Here is a 22,700-nt window from a genome sequence, read left to right on the forward strand (position 1 = left end):
TCAATTCTCAGTATTTGAGTTGCATAGAAACGGCGCGCAGGTAAAACTAGGCGCTTATTGAGCATTTTGTAACCAGGCGTAACACATGAGCCACATCCTGATCGTCGAAGATGAAGCCATTATTCGAACGGCGCTGCGCAAACTGCTGGAGCGGCATCGCTACAAGGTCAGTGAGGCGGGGTCAGTACGCGAGGCCCTGAGCAAATACCGCGTAAATGAAGTGGACTTGGTGATCTCCGATCTACGCCTGCCCGGTGCCCCAGGCACCGACCTGCTCAAGCATGCTGGCGAAGTTCCGGTGTTGATTATGACCAGCTACGCCAGCCTCAGATCTGCGGTGGATTCCATGCGTATGGGCGCGGCAGACTATATTGCTAAGCCCTTTGATCACGATGAGATGATTGCCACTGTGCGGCGAGTTATCGGCAAGGCTGAGCAGAGCCGCGCACAGGCACCCTCAGAGAAAGATAATACCGGCACGATTGCCGGCATGATCGGTAGCAGCCAGGTGATGCGAGAGCTTTACAGCCGTATCCACAAGGTCGCGCCAACAGACGCCACTGTGCTGGTACATGGTGAAACCGGTACCGGTAAGGAACTGGTGGCCCGCGCCATTCATGAGGAGAGCCGCCGGGCAGGCAAGCCGCTGATATCTGTTAACTGTGCAGCCATTCCCGAAACGTTGATCGAGTCAGAGCTATTTGGTTACGAAAAAGGCGCTTTTACCGGCGCCCAAAGTGCCCGTGAGGGGCTTGTTGCTGCCGCTGATGGAGGCACTCTGTTTCTCGATGAAATTGGCGAGCTTCCCCTGGAAGCCCAGGCTCGCCTTCTTCGGGTGATCCAGGAAGGGGAAGTACGCCCTATCGGCTCTATCGAGTCACGTAAGGTCAATGTGCGACTGGTAACAGCAACCCACCGCAACCTCCGCCAACTAGCGGCAGAGCGCAAGTTCCGTGAAGACCTTTACTACCGTATCAATGTCGTACAAATGACCCTGGCACCTCTGAGAGAGCGTGGACGAGACGTGCTTGCACTGGCAGAGCACCTACTGGAAAGGTTTTGCACCAAAATAGAGCGTTCCCTGCTCCGCTTATCTCCAGAGGCCATCCAGGCTGTTACGACCTACACATGGCCCGGTAACGTACGCGAGCTGGAAAACGCTATTCAGCGCGCTGTGATCCTCACCGATCGCGACAGTCGGGAGATTAACCACAAGACACTGGATATCGACCTGGACCTGGTGCCTGTGGAAGAGACTGGTGAGATTCCTCGCCCTAGAAGCCTGCACACAGACCCCCGTGAGGACTTGTCACTGGAAGATTACTTCGCCCGCTTCGTGATCGAGCATCAAGACACTATGAGTGAAACTGAGCTGGCCAAAAAGCTGGGGGTCAGCCGCAAATGCCTGTGGGAGCGCCGTCAAAAACTGGGCATCCCCCGCAAGAAAACCCGCCGTAGCGCAGTTGCAGAGGCCTGATGCCCTCTTTCGGGGCTTAGGCCCTCACCGCGGCCCCCAGGTAACCCCCTCTAAATACTCACCCTCTACTGTGGGTGTACCGCACGCTGTCCCTTTGTGCTCCTCAACTACCACATCGGTAACAAAAGAAGTGTTACCCCAGACGCCCTGCAAGTAACAATTGCCGCACTTTACGTAACGCAATGGACTTAAAAAAAGTTCCGTCAAATTTCGTAAAGATCGTAACTTATTGATTTATATCAATTTTTAAAAGTTGGCACACTAAGTGCTTTACCCTTAGTACAAAATTTGAAAACGGCCAACAATAAAAATAAATGACCGTTAAAAGCCCTATAACTACTCACAATAAGCGGGCGAAACACAATAAGAATAATGGGGAGGCCGACAATAAAAGCAATGAGTGGCCAAAACCGTAAGAACAACAATAAATAATAACAATAAACCTTAAGAAAGAATAAAAATAACAACAAGCGCGTTGCAAACTGACTGAATTGTACCTGGGAGAGGGTGTTTGCTTGATAGCAAATTGAGAGCGCAAGGAAGCCGCTGCCTTCATACTGGTAATAATAATTCCCAAATCTTTTCTCCAAACTTCCCGGCACCCGCAGATTGCGGGCGCATTCCTTTGCGTGTGTTAGAATCGCGCCCGCGAATCCAACTCACCGGCAATCGATGCCATTGGCACCCCTGGTTACGGACTTCGCCCCCTGGGCCCGCCCAGGTATATGAGGCCCCAGCAGTGCCGCAGAGAACTCCCTGGTCAAAAGGGGTAGAGACGCGCGGGTACCAAACCTGCTGCCACCGGAAGTGTGGCCTGAGCACCAGCAGGGCTTTTCCGGTCATTTACGAATGGCAGCAGTCAAAATAGACAGCCGTATGCTCAACAATCTGATTAGTAGTATTAAGCGCTGGCGCAAGCCGGCCAACAAAGGCCCCCGGGTCATCGCCCGCAATGACCACAATATCTCCCGCCGAGAGATCAGCCGCGCGGCCCTGACAGTTATGAAGCGTCTACAGGATGCTGGTTACCAGGCTTATATTGTCGGTGGCGGTGTTCGCGACCTGATGCTAGGCGGCCACCCTAAAGACTTCGATGTTGCTACCGATGCGACGCCAGAACAGGCCAAGGAATTATTCCGCGGCGCTCGTATTGTGGGAAGGCGTTTCCGTATCCTGCATGCTCGTATCGGCCGCGAGGTCATTGAGGTAACCACTTTCCGCGGACACCACAGTGATGGCGAAGAGCATGAAGCAAGGCAGTCCGAGCACGGTATGCTGCTGCGGGACAACGTCTACGGTGATCTCGAAAGTGACGCCATGCGCAGGGACTTCACCGTCAATGCGCTCTACTACACCACTAATGGTTTTGCCATCCACGATTACACTGGTGGGGTCGAGGATATTGAAAAGCGCTTGATCCGTATGATCGGCAAGCCCACCACCCGCTATAAAGAGGACCCTGTACGGATGCTGCGCGCGGTACGTTTCGCCGCTAAGCTGGACTTCGCGATCGAGAGCAAAACTGCAGAGCCTTTACAGGAGCTTGCGCCATTGCTGCGCAATATCGCTCCAGCCCGCCTGTTCGATGAGATACTCAAATTACTAATGAGTGGACAGGGCGAGCGTACTTTTGAGCATTTGCACCGCTACCATTTGTGGCAGCACCTGTTCCCGGACAATGCCCGCCAAATTGAGAAGAGCCCCGCTGCCCTGGAGCTGACCAGGCGAGCACTGCGCAACACAGACAAACGTATCCAGGCGGATATGCGCGTCACCCCCGCCTTCCTTTATGCCGCCCTGCTGTGGCCAGCAGTAAACGAAGAGCAACAAAAACTGGTGGAAAAAGGTATTCCACCGGCGCCAGCCCTCGCCCAGGCAGCCCAAAAGATTACCAGTAACCAGCTGGCCCATACCGCTATACCCAAACGCTTCTCTATCCCCATGCGTGAGATCTGGGACCTGCAGCACCGCCTGCCCCAACGTGGTGGCAGCCGCGCTCAGCGCCAAACGGAGCATCCCCGGTTCCGTGCAGCTTATGACTTCCTGCTGCTGCGCGAGGAAAGTGGCGAAATTGAGGCCGGCCTTGGTAAGTGGTGGACGGACTTCCAGCAAGCCGATGACGAGCTGCGTCAGCAAATGGTGCGCAAACTACAGCGCAGTGGCGGAGGTAATCGCCGCGGCCGTAACTCTCGCAGTGGACGCCGGCGCAAACCCAGGGCAGCTGAGTGATGGAAAGAGTTTATATCGGGCTCGGCAGTAATCTGTCTGAGCCACAGAGGCAGCTGCGCAGTGCCCTCACAGCAATGGACAAAATCCCCAGCAGCTGCCTACTGCGCTGTTCCGGTTTTTATAGCAGCGCCCCCATAGGCCCAAGCGGGCAACCGGATTATGTCAATGCAGTGGCTGAGTTGAACACGTCACTCTCACCGATTGAGCTACTCGACCAGTTACAGTCTATTGAGGCCGCTCACGGTCGCGAGCGCTCAGTGCGCTGGGGAGCGCGCACCCTCGACCTGGATATATTGCTATTTGGAGAAAAGCAAATTGATAACGTGCGCTTGCAAGTACCACACCCACGTATGGCAGAGCGCAACTTCGTACTCCTGCCACTGGCAGAACTGGAGCCCCAGTTACAGCTGCCTAACGGCGATCCATTACAGCAATTGCTGCAGAACTGTCCGCAAAACCGCCTGAATAAAATCTGAGCAACCTCCGATAGCGCGATAAAAGTACTCGACTGAGCGCCCCGCTTAATAGTACTTTGGCGCCTGCAGCCCATCAGGGAAGACGCCCCAACAAGAGGAGTCGAACACGTGGTTATCGACAACAGCGAAACCAATCCGTGTGAATTCGGCCTGTCGGACAGGACTTTGCCGAAATTTATTGCCGTGGAAGGCAATATCGGCGTAGGTAAAACCACATTGGCCAAGAAGCTTGCCACTACCTTCAACTATGACACTCTACTGGAACTGCCAGAGGAAAACCCCTTCCTCGAACGCTTCTACCGCGACCCCAATAACGCCGCGCTACCGACTCAACTGCATTTCCTTCTGCAGCGGTCCCAACAGATTCAGGCCCTGCGTCAAGACGACCTGTTCGAGCCGGTACGGGTGGCAGATTTTCTGATCGAAAAGGACCAGCTGTTCGCCCAGGTAACCCTGGATAAGGACGAGTTGGCGCTCTACCAGCAAGTTTTCCAACACTTAACCTTAGAGGCTCCCAAGCCAGACTTGGTAATTTACCTGCAGGCACCGCTGGAAGTACTACAGGCACGCATTCGCAACCGCGGTATTCCCGCAGAGCGCGCCATTAGCAATGAGTATCTGGCAACGCTCAACGACGCCTACACCCAGTTTTTCCACTTCTACGACAGCTCACCATTGCTGATCGTCAATAGTGAGGAAATCGATATTGTCGATAGCCCTAAGGATTACCGTCAGCTGGTCGAGTACATGCTTACAGTGACCAAAGGCCGACACTACTACAACCCGGGAAGTTAATCGTTATGTATGCACCTTCTGAATTAGAGAAGCTCGTCACCGTTCAGACCCTGCGCAAAATGAAGGCAAATGGTGAAAAGTTTATTACCGTGGCCCTTTACGACGCGCCTATGGCAGCCATGGCACAAAAAACCGGAGTAGAAACATTGTTGGTGGGCGATTCCCTGGGTATGACAGTACTCGGGTATGACAGCACGGTACCGGTAACCATGGAGCAAATGATTTACCATGTGGAAGCAGTAGCGCGCGGCAACAAGAAATCCCTGATCATGGGCGATATGCCGTTTATGACCTATGCCACTCCGGAACAGGCTTTGACCAATGCCACCCGCATCATGCAGGCAGGCGCCCATATGGTGAAAATTGAAGGCGGCGCCTGGTTGGTCGATACCGTTAAGATGCTCACTGACCGGGGCATCCCCGTCTGCTCCCACTTGGGACTCACTCCTCAATCGGTTCACAAACTCGGAGGCTACCGTGTTCAGGGCCGCGATGAAAAGCATGCAGAACAGATGCTTGAGGATGCCATCCTGCTAGACCAGGCGGGCGCTGACCTGTTGGTACTCGAGTGTGTCCCAACCGCCCTGGCAAAACGTATCACCGAAACAGTTTCAATGCCTACCATAGGCATCGGCGCCGGTCGTGACACGGATGCCCAGGTATTGGTTATCAACGATATTCTCGGTCTCACCGAACAACCGCCAAAATTTTCCAAGAACTTCCTGGTAGAGGCAGAGGACATCCCCGGGGCCCTGCGCAAGTACGCTGAAGACGTCAAGCTCGGCATCTTCCCTGGCGACTCCCACACTTTCAGTTAATATCATTTGCCCGGACATTAAACAGCCTCGGCACTCTCGCAGGCAGCTCCATCGGAGGCTGCCTGCCCAGCGGTAACATTATGAACTTCGATCAACTACTCCTTGAGTGGAATCCAGGCCAGGACAACATCGCTGTCCCCGAAGGCTGGAGCCAGGGGCGTGCCACCTTTGGCGGCCTGGTAGCAACAATGCTCCAGGAAAAAATGACAGCGGAAGTAGCTGAGGACAGCAGCCTGCGCTCTGCAACCTTCTCATTTGTCGCCCCAGTAGGCGCAGAAGCGGTACAACGCTCCGCAGAAGTTTTACGTGCCGGGCGCTCCGTCACTCAAGTGCAGGGTCATCTGTGCCAAGGCGGCACTGTCGTACTTGCGGGGCTGGCCAGCTATGGTCGAGGCAGGGATTCCTCAGTGAAGGTGGGCGTGGCAACAGCACCAGAATTTAGCAAGCCTGAACAATGCATGGCGCTCCCCTACATTGAAGGTGTAGTGCCGGAGTTTACGCAGAAATTTGATTACCGTATTGCCCTGGGTCAATTGCCTTTTAGTGGAACTCAAGAGAGGCAGTTGGGCGGTTGGGTACGCTTTAAGGATGGCAGTGAGAATACAGTATCCATTAACCATCTCCTCGCCCTGATTGATGCCTGGCCCCCTGCCACTTTGCCAATGCTTAAAACACCAGCTCCAGCCAGCTCATTAACATGGACAGTGGAGTTTATGGAGCCCCTCCCCAATCACAAGGCATCTGACTGGTGGCAGTATCTTGCCGAAGTTGAACAGGCAGGGGATGGCTACGCTGTGATCCAAGCCCGCCTATGGGATGTCAGCGGCAAACTTGTCGCCCTGTCCCGGCAAATGGTCACAATTTTTGGCTAAAAAAACGAATTAGCCATGCCTATGGAAGAAGTGCCTTAGATCTTTCAATCCTTACCTGCCCCACGAGTTTGGCGCAATTCCATCTTTTCTTTTATTGATTTCATTATTTTTTTCCCAAAAAGTACATTTTGGCGCCGCCATTACATAAAAATAAAATAAAGAAAATATTTTTTACTCCAATTTGTAATCTACGCTTTCCATCATCCCCACCCGCGGAGGGACAAAGCCTCAACTCAAGAGCTTTACAAATCCCTCCACAATTAACTCGCGGTAACAAATGTGGAGAAATCAATAATGATAAAAAAAATATTTATTTGTCTCGCCTTGCTCACCAGTTTTCCAGCCAGCGCAGCAGATTTTGAAGACGTTTGGGATGCTATTACCTCGTGCAACTGGTTCGAATTTATTGGCGATGTCGATGACACCGGCTCGAAAGACCTGGACGGCTACGAGTATGGTGACACCAGCTTTAAAGATGCCAACTCAGGCACCTTTAACATGATTGTGTACAATATGGACGGTTTTTTACAATGTATAGGTGGTAATAGTAAGTCAGATTTCAAACAAATTATTCGCACGTTCAATGACAATCCCAAAGATCTGTGGTTAATGCAGGAAGTTTGGAACAAAACCAAAGCCAACTATCTAGATGACGACGATAAGCTAAGCAACGACACCGTTCCCTATCGTTCAAAACACTGGAAAGGTAGTGGCACCTCTTTTGGCAACGGTCTACTGACTTTTTCTAAGTTCCCCTTTGATCGGGACAATCGTGATGATAACGATTATTCCTTCGCGACCTATGAGGAGGAAACCTTCAATAAGTGCTCAGGCAACGATTGTGATACCGAAAAAGGCTTCACCGTAGCCAAGGTCGAAGTGACTGAAAATTATCATGTGCATATTTACAACACCCATATGGATGCAGGCCATCAGGATGAAGACCTCAGCGCCAAGGCAAAGCAACTCGATCAAATCGCCGATATGATCGTTGCACACTCGAGTAATGCCACCGTTATTTTGGCCGGCGATTTCAATATGGCATTTGATGAAAATGATAATGACTGGCGCGGTGTCAATTTTCAGACATGGAAGGCCTTCTTTGAGAAGACCGGAGGCAAGCACGCCTGCCAATACATGCTCTCCGGCAGCGATACCAGCCTGGAGGCCTGTGCCGATGAGCTTCAAAACGACACTGACCATGTAGTGGTTATCAACAATAATCCCAACTACACACTGGAAGTCACCAACTATTTTATCGGGTCCCCAGCTTATTCTGGATTAAGTGATCACGATCCAGTTTTTGTAGATTTTTCCTGGGCAAAAAACTAGCCAGATAAAGAGCTTCCTTCACAGGGGATTGGAGGGAGCCTCAGAGCCACTTTTTCCAGTAAAAAAAAGCGACTTGTCCGGCAAGTGCTATTGCCAGCAGAATACAAAATGCCAGGAACCCCTCTCGAGCTTGCGCCCATGGAATCCCACCGACATTAATTCCAAACAACCCGGTTAAAAAGCTTAAAGGCAGGAAAATTGCTGCAACCATCGACAAAACATACATACGACTGTTGAGTTGGTCGGAATTACGACTCAGCAGCTCCTCCTGGGCAATCGCCGCCCGCTCACGCACTGTATCTATATCATCGATGTGCCGCTGCAAGCGTTCGTTGATATCCGCCAGTAAGACATGGCTCCCTTCATCAAACCAGGATACCGACTCCTGCTGCATACGAGTTAAAACCTCCCTCTGCAGACAGAGGTATCGTCGCAGGGCAATTGTCCGCTTGCGAAACTGGACTAAATTCGCACCCAGGCCCTTCACCGACCACTCGAGTAACTGATCCTCAAGCGCGTCAACCTTTTCTTCAAAGTCATCAACCCGGTCTCCCATGCGCAGCACAAGCAGATCAGCCAGGGACACTACCAGTGCTGCAGTACCACGCGGTCCACAACCACTGCGCAGACGGGAAATCAAATCCTCCTCTGCCAACAGGCGTCTTTTACCGGTGCTGATAATACGGTTCTCTTCCACCCAAATTCGAATAGAGACCCGGTTTTCCCTCCGGGACTTGTGCTTTGGGTCCACTCCACACATTGCAAGGAAAAGTCCATCATCGACAGCCAGGGTGCGCGGTCGAATCTCTTTAGCCAACAACGCCTCTACAACCACAGGCTGCAGCCCACTATTATCGCGTATCCAAGCTGAAACCTCTTCATCAGCGCTATCGAAGTGAAGCCACAGCAAGCCCTGGCGGGGATGCCAGGACTCCACTTCAGGCCAGGTCATTTCCCGACCTGAGCCATTCCTATCAAGCAGGGTTGCGTGAATATGCCCAGATTCCATGGACTTAAAATTCCATTCGCTAAACATCCGGTGGAGAAGTCACCCTCCACCGAGGGTTTTAAATAGCGTCAAGTTAGCCCCGTTTCACTGCAGCGATACAAAAGAGGTGGGGCTCGATAATTACTCATTCTGGCTCAGGTGCGCCAGCTCTGCTGCATGCTGTTCCCAGTTCTGCCCATCGAAAGGCTGCACTTTAAGTCCCCGCGGCCGCTCATCCAGACATCGAGCATTGAGACTGTAGCCATCAGGGTTTGAGCGTGGGATATAAAAAGACTTCACCCCACAGCGGCTACAAAAATAGTGCTTGGCAACACCTGTATTGAAGGTGTAGCAGCTGAGCACATCCTCTCCGCTCACCAGCTCAAAATTCTGCGCAGGCACTATCAAGTGCAAATAGCCTAGCTTTTCACACATAGAGCAATTACAAGCGTGAGCTACCAAGGGGTCATCATTGTTACGCTTATACAGAGCAGTAAAACGCACGGCTCCACAGTGGCAGCCCCCTTGCAGTTTGGTAGTTATTTCATTCATCAGCAGATTTATCTCGGATAAACAACGGCCGCGCACATAGCAGGGAAAAAACAGAAACGGCTAAAAGGAGGTGGAACCAATTCGTGCGCGCCAGGCCCAGCAGCTTCGAAGAACCAGTACCGATCAAAAGCCCGTTTATTACCGCCAGCAAGGCACCACCACCCAGTAATAGAGCATGGTTTCGTGGAAGTCTGCCAGATCCAACTAGTTCCAATAGGGCCACCAATAACCAGAGCAGCAAACCCAGGGCTGAGTAGAGATCCACTACCGTCGAAGGCATCAAGATCCCACTCTCGCTGAAGCCAATTGCGCTGGCGAGGACCAGCACCATTACCACATAGGCTGGAGCCCGGTTATCCGAACCCCATGTTAGCTCTAGCCGAGCCCAAAGGAGGCCGATGCCAATTAGTATAAAAGAAGTAAAGCCGGAAAGTCGTGAGAGTGCCCGATGTAGCTCGGTTATACCGGGGTCTATTCCGTAGCGGTAAGCACCGACCAAAGCTGCGAGGGCCATGCACAACAATGCAGCGACAATAATCAAAGCCGCAGATTGGAAACGCTCTCGTGTGAGGTACCAGTATTGATTGGCCATCAACAGGCAGGTGAGCCCAAGTATTAGGTCGAGAAGCCAGAAATTAAGCAAGGTTTTCCCCTTTTTTCTTTGGATTCTAACCTAAAAATATCTTTACTAAATGCCATAAAGGCTCTGCCCCCCTTAAAAAATCCATAAAAAAACCCGGCTCAAGGCCGGGTTTTTTCAGGTCTTTTAAGGCTTACGCCTCTTCGGAACCCTGCTTCTCCTCTGCAGAAGCAGCCTGATCGGCTTTGGCTTCTTTGATAGAGAGCTTGATACGTCCACGCTGGTCCACGTCCAGTACCTTTACGAATACCTTCTGGCCTTCACTCAGGTAATCAGTTACAGCGTTAACACGCTCCTCAGCAATCTGGGAGATGTGTACCAGGCCGTCTTTACCCGGCAGGAAGTTAACGAATGCACCGAAGTCCACGATACGCACCACAGTGCCCTCGTAGATAGCGCCGATCTCAGCTTCCGCAGTGATTTCCTCGATGCGGGTTACCGCCGCTTCCAGGCTCTCACCGTCTTCACCGAAGACCTTGATAGTGCCGTCATCTTCGATATCGATGGAGGCGCCGGTCTCTTCAGTGATGGAGCGGATAGTCGCACCGCCCTTACCGATCACGTCGCGGATCTTGTCCGGATGAATCTTCAGGGTCGCGTAGCGCGGTGCGTTCTCATTCACGGTGGTACGGGAAGAGTCGATCACCTTGTTCATTTCCGCGAGGATGTGCAGACGCGCTTGCAGGGCCTGCTCCAGAGCGGTTTCCATAATCTCTTCGGTAATACCTTCGATCTTAATGTCCATCTGCAGCGCGGTCACACCAGAGGCGGTACCCGCTACTTTGAAGTCCATATCGCCGAGGTGGTCTTCGTCACCGAGGATATCGGTCAGAACCGCATAGCCTTCGTCTTCCTTCACCAGGCCCATAGCGATACCGGCTACCGGTGCCTTCAGCGGAACACCCGCATCCATCAGCGCCAGGCTGGAACCACAAACGGAAGCCATGGAACTGGAACCGTTGGATTCAGTGATTTCGGAAACCACACGCACGGTGTAGGGGAAGCTGTCCGGGCTCGGCAGAACTGCAGCGATACCGCGACGAGCGAGGCGGCCGTGACCGATTTCGCGACGACCGGTAGCACCGACACGACCCGCTTCACCTACAGAGTAGGGAGGGAAGTTGTAGTGCAGCATAAAGTAGTCTTTGCGCTCACCTTCCAGGGCGTCGATGATCTGTGCATCGCCAGTGGAACCGAGGGTAGCCACTACCAGAGCCTGGGTCTCACCACGGGTGAACAGCGCAGAGCCGTGGGACTTGGGCAGAGCGCCAACTTCCACAGCGATCGAACGTACAGTCTTGCTGTCGCGACCGTCGATACGGGGCTCGCCACGCACTACAGCGCCGCGCACCAACTTCTTCTCCAGCTTGCCGAAGTAGCTTTTTACCAGATCGGCGCTAATTTCTTCGGTAGCCAGGGCTTCAGCGGCTTCGCCGCGCAGTTCCGCCAGGCGGGTGCTGCGCTCTTGCTTGTTGGTGATGCGGTAGGCTTCGGCAACCTTCTCGCCAAACTGAGCGTCCAGGGCAGCTTTCAGCTCGGTGTTTTCCGCCGGAGCCTGCCAGTCCCATTGGGGCTTGCCCGCTTCCGCTTTCAGCTCTTCACAAACCTTGATAATGGCCTGCATTTCCTGGTGTGCGTAGAGTACGGCACCCAGCATGATGTCTTCCGGCAGCTCCTGGGCTTCGGACTCCACCATCAGTACGGCGTCTTTGGTACCGGCAACGACCATGTCCAGCTCGGAGGTCTTCAGAGCTTCGTAGCCCGGGTTCAGCAGGTAGCCGTCTTGCTGGGTGTAACCCACACGCGCAGCACCGATGGGGCCAGCGAAGGGAATACCGGAAACAGACAGCGCTGCGGAAGTGCCGATCATGGCAGCGATATCCGGATCCATGTCCTTCTCCGCGGAGAGGACAGTACACATCACCTGAACTTCATTCATAAAGCCGTTCGGGAACAGCGGGCGGATCGGGCGATCGATCAGACGGGAAGTCAGGGTTTCTTTTTCAGACGGGCGGCCTTCACGCTTGAAGAAACCACCGGGAATTTTGCCAGCCGCGTAGGCTTTTTCTTGATAGTGCACGGACAACGGGAAGAAGCCCTGATCTGGCTTGGCTTCTTTAGCGCCGATAACAGTACACAGGACGACAGTCTCTCCCATGCTAACCAGGGCAGCACCGGTAGCCTGGCGCGCGATACGGCCGGTCTCGATGGTGACTTGGTGTTGTCCGTATTGGAAAGTTTTGCTTACTGGATTCACTAGTTTTTCCTATTTCCTTACGGTTACTGGCCCATTCCAGTAACCCCTACATATTTGCCGGGGCCGGGGCTCCAAACCTCCTGCCCAGGGCGGTACGGGGATGTACCGCCACCGACCAGGGTGGCCGGTGCAAGCGCAGCACTTTCATTTGGGTTTATCCCTTAAGGCCATGCTGCGTGTCTGCCAAAAGTGACAACTAAGCCACTTTTTAGCAAGCATTAAAAAAGAATGCCCGCCAAAGGCGGGCATTCCAGGGTCTTAGCGACGCAGGCCGAGCTTGGCGATCAGCTGTGCGTAACGGTTCAGATCCTTGCGCTTCAGGTAATCCAGCAGCTTGCGACGCTGGTTTACCATGCGGATCAGACCACGGCGAGAGTGGTGATCCTGCTTGTGCGCAGAGAAGTGACCCTGCAGTTTGTTGATATTGGCGGTCAGCAGGGCTACCTGGACTTCCGGGGAACCGGTATCGCCTTCGGATTGGCCGTGCTCTTTCAGGATGGCTGATTTTTCAACTGCAGTCAGTGCCATAACGAATTACCTCGTCGTAATATGCTTTAAAAGATCCGGCTGGCCCGTGCATATTTACAGACCAGCTAATCGCTATTGTGGGCGCAACCGCCCGGCACTTTCACTCACACCGCTTAATTAGTTATCACCAATATAGCGGCTTGTGCTCAGGTGCCACTTACCAGACGCCGAGGCGCTACGCACCCGTCGTCAGTAATTTCTCCCACACCCAGAAAATCACCATTTTCCAGGAAGAGGCGCACCATATCACCTTCCGCACCGATACGATAGACCTGTAAATCCATTACTGGCTGCCCTTGTCGCACATAGTAACCAGAGTCATCTGGCAGTATGAGTTTGGCCAATGAGGAGGCAGGGGAGTCCACTGGTAACAGATGGTGGTCCAGCTCTTCCGCCCGACCCTCACCACGCTCTTCGGTGAGTTCATCCAGGGTCACTGAATCCGCTTCGTCGTAGGGGCCGGCGGCGCTGCGATGCAACTCTTCCACATAGGCACCGACACCCAGGGCCTGGCCCAGGTCTTCGGCAATACTGCGAATGTAAGTGCCCTTGGAGCAGTGCACCTCAACTTCCGCACGGGGCTGGGCGCCCGCTGTAAAGCTCAGCAGTTCAAATTCAAAAATCTCCACTTCCCGCGCCTCGCGCTCCACTTCCAAACCCTGGCGAGCCAACTTATACAGCGGCTGCCCCTTGTGCTTGAGGGCCGAGTACATGGACGGCACCTGCTTGATGCGACCGCGGAAAGCCTCCATCGCTTTCAGCACGGCTTCTTCGGTCAAACCGGAAGCATCTTTGGTTTCCAGTACATCGCCATCAGCATCGCCACTGGCAGTGGTCATGCCGAAAACAAAAGTACTGCGATAACGCTTGTCCGCATCAAGCAGGTACTGGGAGAACTTGGTCGCCTCGCCGAAACAGATCGGCAATACACCGGTTGCCAGGGGGTCCAGCGCTCCAGTATGACCGGCGCGATTGGCGAAAAAGAGTCGTTTGGCTTTTTGCAGGGCGTCGTTGGCGGTAATCCCGGCGGGCTTGTTCAATAACAGCACGCCGTGAACCGGCCGGCCCCATTTTGGTCTGCGGCCCATGGATCAATCTTCGTTAGAGTCGCTATCGTCGTCTTGGTGCTTGCGATCTTCTTTAACCGCCTTGTCGATCAGGGCAGACAGCGCCTGGCCACGCACCGAGGTTTCGTCGTAGCGGAAGTGCAAACGGGGAATAGTGCGAATCTGGATCGCGCGCGCGAGCTGCGTACGCAGAAAGCCTGCGGCTTTGTTCAGCACTTCCACGGAAGTATTAATTTTGCTGCGGTCGTCCTCACCCACAAAGGTGACAAATACTTTAGCAACGGTCAGATCGCGGCTGACTTCAACATCGTTGACGTTGACCATACCCAGGCGGGGGTCACGTATCTCGTGCTGAATCAACTGGGCCAGCTCGCGGCGCATGGCATCGGCAACGCGATCTGCGCGGTGGAATTCTCTTGCCATTGTTTACCTATTGAGAATGGCGGTTTAAAGACAGGAAAACCCGCACGGCCAAGCCGCGCGGGTTTCTCTTTCATCCGGTCCGGAACGCTTTACAGTTCGCGGGCTACCTTGACGATATCGTAAACTTCGATCTGGTCGCCAGGTTTCACATCGTTGTAGTCCTTCACCCCGATACCACACTCCATACCGTTGCGCACTTCTTGCACATCGTCCTTGAAACGACGCAGGGATTCCAACTCACCCTGATAGATTACAACGTTGTCACGCAGTACGCGGATCGGCTTGTTACGGTAGACGGTACCCTCGGTCACCATACACCCGGCAATCGCACCAAACTTCGGCGAGCGGAATACGTCGCGCACCTCGGCAATACCAACAATCTCTTCGCGAACTTCCGGGTCCAGCATGCCGGACAGGGCCTGCTTCACTTCATCGAGCAGGTTGTAGATTACGCTGTAGTAGCGAACCTCAACCCCTTCGGTTTCGGCAGTCTTGCGTGCGGCTGCATCGGCACGGGTATTGAAGCCCAATACAATAGCGCCTGAGGTCAGGGCCAGGTTGATATCATTTTCGGCAATACCACCTACACCGCTGGATACAACGTTTACGGAAACTTCTTCATTGCCGATATCCGCCAGGGCACCCAGGATGGCTTCCAGGGAGCCGCGCACGTCGGCCTTGATAACAACCGGCAGAACCTTGCGCTCGCCGGCTTCCATATCTGCAAACATGTTTTCCAGCTTCGCAGCCTGCTGACGTTGCATACGCTCACTGCGCTCTTTTTCAGCGCGCTGCTCGGCAACTTCACGGGCCTTACGCTCATCCGCGACAACCATGAATTCATCACCGGCATTTGGAGTGGAGTCCAGACCCAGTAGCTCTACCGGGGTAGACGGGCCAGCTTCCTTAACCTGCTTGCCGTGTTCGTTAGTCATGGCGCGCACACGGCCATAGCTCTGGCCGGCCAGAATAATATCGCCGCGCTTCAGCTCACCATTCTGTACTAACAGGGTGGCAACCACACCGCGACCTTTTTCCAGGCGGGATTCAATTACAACACCGGTGGCCGGCACATTTACCTTGGCCTTCAGCTCGAGCATTTCCGCCTGTAGGGAAACTGCCTCCAGCAAGTCATCAATACCCTGGCCAGTATGCGCGGATACGTTGATGAACTGGGTATCGCCGCCCCAGTCTTCCGGGATTACGTCTTTCGCAGCCAGCTCATTTTTCACACGATCAGGGTCGGCGGCTTCTTTATCGCACTTGTTCACGGCGACAACCAGCGGTACACCAGCAGCACGAGCGTGGTTTACAGCCTCTTCAGTCTGCGGCATTACACCATCATCGGCAGCGACCACCAGGATTACCACGTCGGTAGCCTGGGCTCCACGAGCACGCATTGCAGTAAAGGCGGCATGTCCCGGAGTATCCAGGAAGGCAACCTCGCCCTGGCTGGTTTTCACTCGATAGGCACCAATATGCTGGGTAATACCGCCAGCCTCACCGGAAGCCACTTTGGTTTTGCGGATATAGTCGAGCAGAGAAGTTTTGCCGTGGTCAACGTGGCCCATAACAGTCACTACCGGCGCGCGGGTAACCTCTGTGCCCTCCTGAGCCTGGGCTTGCGCTACCAGGCTATCTTCCAGCTCAGTCTCGGAGCGGTATACCACCTTGTGCCCCATCTCTTCAGCGATCAACTGAGCAGTTTCACGGTCCAGGCTCTGGTTGATAGTGACCATCTCACCCATTTTCATCAGGCGCTTGATCAATTCACCGGCCTTCACATTCATCTGCTTGGCGAGTTCGCCAACAGTAATCGTTTCGCCCAACTGAACTTCGTACACCTGCTTCTCCGTAGGCCGTTTAAAGCCGTGAGTTGGCTTCATTTTCACGCTCGCACGGGACAGGGAGCGCGTACTGCGCTTACTGGCTTCGTCTTCTTCAAATACTTCCAAGGCCTGCTCGTACAGCGCTGTTTTGCTGGACTTCTTCGGCCCGGACTTGGAGCGACGCCCGCGGCGTTTACGCGGCTCATCCTCGGATCGATCGGCCTCAGCCGGAGCAGCAGCCTCGAGCTTGCGACGTAAAGAAGGCTTAACTTCTTCAGTTTTCTCAGCTGCTTTCGCGGGCTTCACCTTGGCGGCCTGTGCAGCTTTTTCCTTCTTCTCTTGGGCCGCACGTCGGTCGGCCTCTACCTTGGCTTTTTTCTCTTCGAGTTCGCGCTTCTCCTGCTCCGCCTGCTGCTTGCGACGTTCCATCGCGGCAATACGCATAGCCTCGATATCGTCTACATAGCTTGAACGGATTGGAGCTGCGGGCTCCGCTTTCTGCGCGGGCTTGCTCTCAGCTTTCTGGGTCACATCTGCCTCTTTTGCAGCCTTCTCTTCGGCTGCGGCCTTCGCTTCTGCCTCTGCGGCAGCCTTGGCTTCCGCTTCGGCTTTCAAGCGAGCTTCTTCTTCCTCAGCGGCGCGACGAGCGGCCTCTGCTGCTTCTGCTGCGGCCTTGGCTTCCGCCTCGGCAGCTGCTCTGGCTTCCGCCTCGGCTTGCAGTCGAGCCTCTTCGGCCTCTGCAGCTGAAACGCTTTCCACGGCTTCCGCGGTGTTTGCTCCCGCTTCAAGTTCAGCCTGCGGGCGCTTTACATAAGTACGCTTCTTGCGAACTTCCACGTTCACAGTCTTGCGGCCTGTGCCAGAGCCGGTTTTCAGTGTGGTCGTGGTCTTGCGCTTTAAGGTGATCTTGCGCGGGCTCGCGCCCTGCTCCCCGTGACTACTTTTCAGGAAACTGAGCAGGACCTGCTTCTCCTCATCTGACACCACCGCAGTCGCAGAGGTGTGAGGCAAACCCGCTTCTTTCATCTGCTTGAGCAGACGGTCTTCGGTGGCACCAACCGATTTGGCGAGTTCGCTAACTGTTACTTCGGCCATTCTCTCTCCTAAAAGTCACTTGGTCGGAGGGGGTTATTTATACGTATGTCTTGTGTCGTTATGTTTAAGCCTGTTCGCCGCTGTCATCAGCGAACCAGGGCTCACGCGCCTTCATAATCAGCGCTGCGGCACGTTCTTGGTCGAGACCTTCGATATCGAGTAGGTCATCAACCGCCTGCTCTGCCAGATCCTCCATGGTAGCGATACCACGACTGGCAAGCTGGAAGGCCAGGTGACGCTCCATACCTTCCATGTTGAGCAGATCTTCCTGCGGCTCCGAGGCATCCAGCTTCTCTTCAGAGGCCAGTGCCTGTGTCAGCAGGGAGTCTTTGGCCCGGGCACGCAGCTCTTCGGCGATATCTTCGTCGAAGCCCTCGATCGCGAGCATTTCCTCAATGGGGACATAGGCCACCTCCTCGAGAGAGGTGAAGCCTTCGTCAACCAATACAGCAGCCACATCTTCATCGATATCCAGGCGGTCAATAAACACCTGCATAATGGAGCTGGACTCTGCTTCCTGTTTATTTTGCCACTCGTCTGTGCTCATGACATTGATCTGCCACTGGGTAAGCTCAGAAGCGAGACGAACATTCTGTCCACTGCGACCAATAGCCATAGCGAGGTTTTCCTCGGCCACAGCCACATCCATGGACCCGGTATCTTCATCCACAACAATGGATTCAATTTCCGCAGGCGCCATAGCGTTGATTACGAACTGAGCGGGGTTCTCGTCCCACAGTACGATATCGACACGCTCACCAGACAGCTCGTTGGAAACCGCCTGCACACGCGCACCACGCATGCCCACACAAGCTCCAACTGGATCGATACGGCCATCATTGGTGTTCACGGCGATCTTGGCGCGCAGGCCGGGATCGCGGGCGGCACCTTTAATTTCAATAACCTGTTCAGAGATTTCCGGTACCTCGATACGGAACAGCTCAATAATCATTTCCGGGCAGGAACGACTCAACATCAATTGAGGGCCGCGGGCTTCCGGTTGGATCTCCAGCAGGATTGCGCGCACACGATCACCTAGGCGGAAAATCTCGCGTCCAACCAGCTGATCACGAGGCAGGCGCGCTTCAGCGTTATTACCCAAGTCCACAGCAATAAAATCGCGGGTCACTTTTTTAACTGTACCGCTGACCATTTCGCCAACCCGATCGCGGTATTCGTCTACGACCTTGGCACGCTCGGCTTCACGCACCTTCTGCACGATTACCTGCTTGGCAGTCTGCGCGGCGATGCGGCCGAATTCAACATTCTCTACTTGCTCGCGGTAGATATCACCTGCTTTCAGCTCAGTATCTTTCTCGTGAGCTTCTTCCAGGGTGAACTGGGTGCCCAGTTCCGCCAGAGTTTCATCATCAACCACTTCCCAACTGCGGAAAGTTTCATAGTCGCCACTACGGCGATCAATGATAACCTCAATGGTTGAATCCTCGTCGTAGCGTTTCTTCGTGGCCGTTGCCAATGCCGCTTCGATGGCCTGGAAAATAATCTCCTGGTCAACGCCCTTCTCGTTGGATACCGCCTCGGCTACCAGCAAGATCTCTTTGTTCATGCAACTGTGCCTCAAAATCGCCTGAGCTCAGGCTCCTACAGGTTATTTGGTAAATTGGGGAATAATGCTTGCCTTCTCGATGCTGTCGATTGGCAACAGGTATTCATTTTCGCTGTCCACGCGCAAAACTACTTCATCGCCCTCTACGCCGGCCAGCAGGCCTCGCCATTTACGCTGCCCATCCAGCGGCATGCGCAGGCGAACTTCAATCTGGGCACCGGTAAAGCGCTCGTACTGCTCCAGTTTATAAAGAGGACGATCGAGCCCCGGGGAAGAGACCTCCAGTGTGTACTTACCACTGATTGGGTCTTCCACATCCAGTACTGCACTGGACTGACGACTCACTTTCTCGCAATCCTCAACCGAAATACCGTTTTCAGAATCGATATAGATGCGCAGCAGCGCGTTACGACCGTGAGTTTGATATTCAATACCCCACAGTTCGCATCCCAGCGATGCCACCACCGGCGCCAGAAGCTCTTCCAGCAATTCGCGTTTGCTCGCCATTTACGTCACCACATACAAAAAATGGGCCTGCGGCCCACTTCGAAAAATATCCGCAACTTTTCTTGCAGATACGAAAAAGCCCCTGACGGGGCTTTGACCGCACATTTACGCAGCCAGTATGCGTAAATGCAAAATTTGGTAGCGGGGGCAGGATTTGAACCTACGACCTTCGGGTTATGAGCCCGACGAGCTACCAGGCTGCTCCACCCCGCAACAACGAAAGCGCATCAAAGCCTTTATATAAAGGCGAGATTGGTAGCGGGGGCAGGATTTGAACCTACGACCTTCGGGTTATGAGCCCGACGAGCTACCAGGCTGCTCCACCCCGCAACAACAAATGCGCAATCAAAAGTATTTGCTTAAAAGCAAATTTGGTAGCGGGGGCAGGATTTGAACCTACGACCTTCGGGTTATGAGCCCGACGAGCTACCAGGCTGCTCCACCCCGCAACAACTCCAAGAAACAAAGCCTGGTTGACCTTCGTTTCCCTGCGGCGGGACTAACCCAACCACTCAAGAGGCTGCGCATTCTATGTATACAGCCCTGGTGAGTCAAGCTGTAATTGGCATTTGTTTTCGCCTAACGCGTAAAACCCCCTACCTTTTTCTGGCCCAAGCGCCCCCCGAAGATACTTTTATGCTCCGGGTATGCTCCGGGCTTTACTGGCCGCATAGAGATCACTGTAAAACTCCCCTGCGTAGAATCACCTAAAGGGCCACTTAGGGCCATTCGTTGCATATGACAGACAACCCTAAAGGAGGGCATAGTACGAACGACTATTGCGGCTTTGGGAACAAGTGCGAGTTGAACATCGAGCACTACTTCTTTATCCCTGCAATCTCCACTGTCGTCATTCCCACACCCAAAGCGAAAAGCGACAGCTTCACAACAACTAGGTAAACACTCGGGCCAGCAGGTCGGTATCCAGGTACGCAGTGATCTCTACGATTTTCGCATCGCGCATCACCATCGCCCAACAGTAAACCTGCTTGTATTCTACGCCATTTAATGCATGGCCGGTGCTTTCAAAGCGCAAAAATACCTTCTCTCCCTCTGCTGCAAGGTCGACAAAAGTTGTCTTGAGACCATCCTCCAGGTGATCTAATAGCGGGCCGAAAGCATCATCAATTAAAGCCTGCTTGGAGTGAAAGATCCCCGAAGCGCATGTAGTGCCTATCACTGTCCACAACACGTCCTCAGCGATCAGGTCAAAAAGGGGGCCACTGTCACCCGCCTCCCACGGGCGGAACGCTTCGCGAACCAAGTGCTTGTTGGCTTCAGGGATGTTCATGCGCACAGCCCACTCTTTACCAAACGCTAGCCGGAATATAGCTCACTTCGGAAGCTGCAAATCAGACAAAGCCCGGGAAATGGAAATATCTGCCGTGAGCATACGGCTGGGCCGACCATATAGGAGTAATTGCCACTGACATTATTGTCTGGCGCACCTCTATGCCTTACCCCATGCCAGTCGCTCTGTAATTGGTTGCCTTATCAGGCTTTTTGGCGATGAAAATACCGTTTTTTAACTAGCCGAAAGAGTACTAATCGCAAATGATACTTTTTACTCCCCACAACCACCTGCAAATACATTCGTCTCAACCAACAGGTTGTCGATATCACTTTCGATTACAGTCAACGCGGTGGTGTTCAGATTACCAAGTGCCTCCCAAAGTACCTCCACCGCAAGCTCTGCAGATTAAACCGCATAGAAATAGGCTACCTGCCTGGCCGAGAATCGGCTTCCATGCCCTATTCCTTTCTCGCTCGCAACCTACTCCCGTAGGCACGTATTTCACTATTTCGCACAGGCCTTCGGTCAGTGACGGGTAAGCTGGTGCACTATGGCTCGCCGCACCGGCGGAAAATGTTCGCTAACACGCAATACCGCCTTGCGCAGTAGTTTGGCCGGCAAGTGATCATTGGTGAACAGATCAACCACCCGATTTGTACCCGAGTAAATAGGCTGAGATTCAAGGCGATGTTGAATCTGGTAACGAGACAGCGCTCGAGCTAACTTCGCAGGCTGATACAAACGAGCCACAGTTTCTAATTGGCGACTCAGCGAGTCCGTGCCAGCAAGTCCCAGGTTAAAACCATGTGCTGTCACCGGATGCATCCCCACAGCTGCATCCCCGACCAAAGCAAAGCGCTCCGCATAGAATTGATGCGCATAAACCCCCACCAGCGGATACTTGTGGCGCTTACCACAAGGCTCCACTGAGCCAAGTATTGCAGTGCTCTCACGCTGCACATGAGCAGCAAACTCAGCATCACTTAGCTGCATAATTTCTTCGGCCCGGCTGGCCGAAATTGTCACAACTGCAGAGGAAGTCTTGGGCTCAGATAATGGCAGAAGCGCTAGCGTGGAACCGTAGCGAAAACATTCCCGTGCAATCCCCTGATGAACGCGCTCCGTCCGCACCCGGCCTACAACTGCCACACGGCCAAAATCCCGCATGTCAGCCCCAATCCCAGCCATGCGCCGTACCTCAGAGAAACGACTATCAGCCGCTATTAATAACGCAACAGCCAGATCGTCAGCCCCCTCAATATTCAAGACTCGGCAGTTATCTTCCAAGTGCATACCGGTAACGGCACTGTTGCAACGCAACTGAATATTCGCTTCCTCGCCAGCAACCTCATACAGCGTGCGGCGTATTGCTGAATTGGGTACAATAAACCCTAAGGGACCTCGCCCACGGCTATCAAAATTCAGGCTGGAAGTCGAGTTGCCATCTACCACCGTTGCTGCTTGTAAGACACCGACTTCATCATCCCGCAGGCGTTGCCAGACCCCGAGGCTCTCTAAAATTCTGACCGACTTATGGGTTAGGGCTATTTCTCGTCCATCATCATCAGGATTCCCCAAGGTCTCCTCGCCCTGGCGCTCCAAAAGCGTTACCCTAATGTCGCGCCGGGCCAACATCACAGCCAGGGCGAGTCCTGCGGGACCAGCCCCTACGATAGCAATATCTGTTTGCAACATTCCAACCCCCTAGAGCAAGCCCTTTTCCACAACAATTTTGATATCCGGCAACACTGAAAAGAAGTACCGATTTTACTTCTGGCGAAATGCCCAGCACCGGCCAAAGTGACGCAGACTGTAAAGTGGAAATACCGTTGAAATACTGATACAGATCAGGATCAAGGGGCTATTTAGGGGGTGATTGAAAAATCATTAGTGGTATCGGGCATCCCGCCCATCTTTATCATAGCTGTTTCTTCAGCTGAGCATTTCAATTATT

General features: G+C 53.6%; 19 protein-coding genes and 3 tRNA genes. 7 read left to right on the forward strand and 15 right to left on the reverse strand.

Annotation, left to right across the window (positions count from 1 at the left end; translation table 11 throughout):
* Window positions 1-85 precede the first annotated feature (85 nt).
* The 7 genes from ACJJJB_RS15100 (at window position 86) to ACJJJB_RS15130 (ending at window position 7,999) form a co-directional block, all read left to right on the forward strand.
* Window positions 86-1,477, forward strand: coding sequence for a sigma-54-dependent transcriptional regulator (locus tag ACJJJB_RS15100; protein ID WP_020412417.1), 1,392 nt, complete (start codon window positions 86-88; stop codon window positions 1,475-1,477).
* A gap of 849 nt (window positions 1,478-2,326) precedes the next feature.
* Window positions 2,327-3,706, forward strand: coding sequence for a polynucleotide adenylyltransferase PcnB (pcnB, locus tag ACJJJB_RS15105; RefSeq protein WP_342664457.1), 1,380 nt, complete (start codon window positions 2,327-2,329; stop codon window positions 3,704-3,706).
* Window positions 3,706-4,182, forward strand: a complete 477-nt coding sequence (gene folK / locus ACJJJB_RS15110) for a 2-amino-4-hydroxy-6-hydroxymethyldihydropteridine diphosphokinase (protein WP_020412414.1) — start codon at window positions 3,706-3,708, stop codon at window positions 4,180-4,182. Before pcnB ends, folK begins: the two co-directional genes overlap by 1 nt.
* A gap of 108 nt (window positions 4,183-4,290) precedes the next feature.
* Window positions 4,291-4,977 carry a deoxynucleoside kinase gene (locus ACJJJB_RS15115; protein WP_020412413.1) on the forward strand — a complete coding sequence of 229 codons (687 nt, stop codon included), beginning with the start codon at window positions 4,291-4,293 and terminating at the stop codon, window positions 4,975-4,977.
* A gap of 5 nt (window positions 4,978-4,982) precedes the next feature.
* Window positions 4,983-5,795, forward strand: coding sequence for a 3-methyl-2-oxobutanoate hydroxymethyltransferase (panB, locus tag ACJJJB_RS15120; protein ID WP_020412412.1), 813 nt, complete (start codon window positions 4,983-4,985; stop codon window positions 5,793-5,795).
* A gap of 80 nt (window positions 5,796-5,875) precedes the next feature.
* Entirely contained in the window at window positions 5,876-6,667 is a 792-nt protein-coding gene (locus ACJJJB_RS15125) for an acyl-CoA thioesterase (RefSeq protein WP_444946192.1), read from the forward strand.
* 294 nt (window positions 6,668-6,961) lie between these two features.
* Window positions 6,962-7,999, forward strand: a complete 1,038-nt coding sequence (locus tag ACJJJB_RS15130) for an endonuclease/exonuclease/phosphatase family protein (RefSeq protein WP_026304980.1) — start codon at window positions 6,962-6,964, stop codon at window positions 7,997-7,999.
* A 40-nt stretch (window positions 8,000-8,039) separates the two neighbouring features.
* Here the strand turns inward: ACJJJB_RS15130 and ACJJJB_RS15135 are convergent, their stop codons facing one another.
* The 15 genes from ACJJJB_RS15135 to ubiM form a co-directional block, all read right to left on the reverse strand.
* The gene (locus tag ACJJJB_RS15135; RefSeq protein ID WP_445365107.1) at window positions 8,040-9,008 is read right to left on the reverse strand and encodes a zinc transporter ZntB; all 969 of its coding nucleotides are present in this window, start codon (window positions 9,006-9,008) and stop codon (window positions 8,040-8,042) included.
* Between the two features lie 120 nt (window positions 9,009-9,128).
* Entirely contained in the window at window positions 9,129-9,539 is a 411-nt protein-coding gene (locus ACJJJB_RS15140) for a GFA family protein (protein ID WP_444946191.1), read from the reverse strand.
* Entirely contained in the window at window positions 9,532-10,182 is a 651-nt protein-coding gene (locus ACJJJB_RS15145) for a hypothetical protein (protein ID WP_444946190.1), read from the reverse strand. The genes ACJJJB_RS15140 and ACJJJB_RS15145 overlap by 8 nt, the downstream gene beginning before the upstream one ends.
* Window positions 10,183-10,312: 130 nt before the next feature.
* On the reverse strand, window positions 10,313-12,436 hold the full coding sequence (gene pnp, locus ACJJJB_RS15150) for a polyribonucleotide nucleotidyltransferase (protein WP_445365108.1): 2,124 nt from the start codon (window positions 12,434-12,436) through the stop codon (window positions 10,313-10,315).
* Between the two features lie 258 nt (window positions 12,437-12,694).
* A complete protein-coding gene (gene rpsO / locus ACJJJB_RS15155; protein ID WP_444946189.1) occupies window positions 12,695-12,964 on the reverse strand; it encodes a 30S ribosomal protein S15 in 270 nt (89 codons plus the stop codon).
* Window positions 12,965-13,110: 146 nt separating this feature from the next.
* Window positions 13,111-14,052 (reverse strand): tRNA pseudouridine(55) synthase TruB, encoded by a 942-nt coding sequence (truB, locus tag ACJJJB_RS15160; protein WP_020412405.1) that lies wholly within the window; start codon window positions 14,050-14,052, stop codon window positions 13,111-13,113.
* Window positions 14,053-14,055: 3 nt separating this feature from the next.
* A complete protein-coding gene (gene rbfA / locus ACJJJB_RS15165; protein WP_020412404.1) occupies window positions 14,056-14,454 on the reverse strand; it encodes a 30S ribosome-binding factor RbfA in 399 nt (132 codons plus the stop codon).
* Between the two features lie 89 nt (window positions 14,455-14,543).
* On the reverse strand, window positions 14,544-17,378 hold the full coding sequence (gene infB / locus ACJJJB_RS15170) for a translation initiation factor IF-2 (protein WP_445365109.1): 2,835 nt from the start codon (window positions 17,376-17,378) through the stop codon (window positions 14,544-14,546).
* Between the two features lie 64 nt (window positions 17,379-17,442).
* Window positions 17,443-18,945, reverse strand: coding sequence for a transcription termination factor NusA (gene nusA, locus ACJJJB_RS15175; RefSeq protein ID WP_020412402.1), 1,503 nt, complete (start codon window positions 18,943-18,945; stop codon window positions 17,443-17,445).
* A 42-nt stretch (window positions 18,946-18,987) separates the two neighbouring features.
* Complete coding sequence (rimP, locus tag ACJJJB_RS15180; RefSeq protein WP_020412401.1) at window positions 18,988-19,452, reverse strand: ribosome maturation factor RimP; 465 nt, start codon at window positions 19,450-19,452, stop codon at window positions 18,988-18,990.
* A gap of 136 nt (window positions 19,453-19,588) precedes the next feature.
* Window positions 19,589-19,665 (reverse strand) — tRNA-Met (locus ACJJJB_RS15185).
* 40 nt (window positions 19,666-19,705) lie between these two features.
* Window positions 19,706-19,782, reverse strand: a tRNA-Met gene (locus ACJJJB_RS15190).
* Between the two features lie 42 nt (window positions 19,783-19,824).
* Window positions 19,825-19,901, reverse strand: a tRNA-Met gene (locus tag ACJJJB_RS15195).
* Window positions 19,902-20,344: 443 nt separating this feature from the next.
* A complete protein-coding gene (locus tag ACJJJB_RS15200; protein WP_020412399.1) occupies window positions 20,345-20,743 on the reverse strand; it encodes a nuclear transport factor 2 family protein in 399 nt (132 codons plus the stop codon).
* Window positions 20,744-21,271: 528 nt separating this feature from the next.
* Window positions 21,272-22,441 (reverse strand): 5-demethoxyubiquinol-8 5-hydroxylase UbiM, encoded by a 1,170-nt coding sequence (gene ubiM / locus ACJJJB_RS15205; protein ID WP_020412397.1) that lies wholly within the window; start codon window positions 22,439-22,441, stop codon window positions 21,272-21,274.
* Between the last annotated feature and the right edge of the window lie 259 nt (window positions 22,442-22,700).

This window comes from Microbulbifer variabilis (assembly GCF_052468405.1).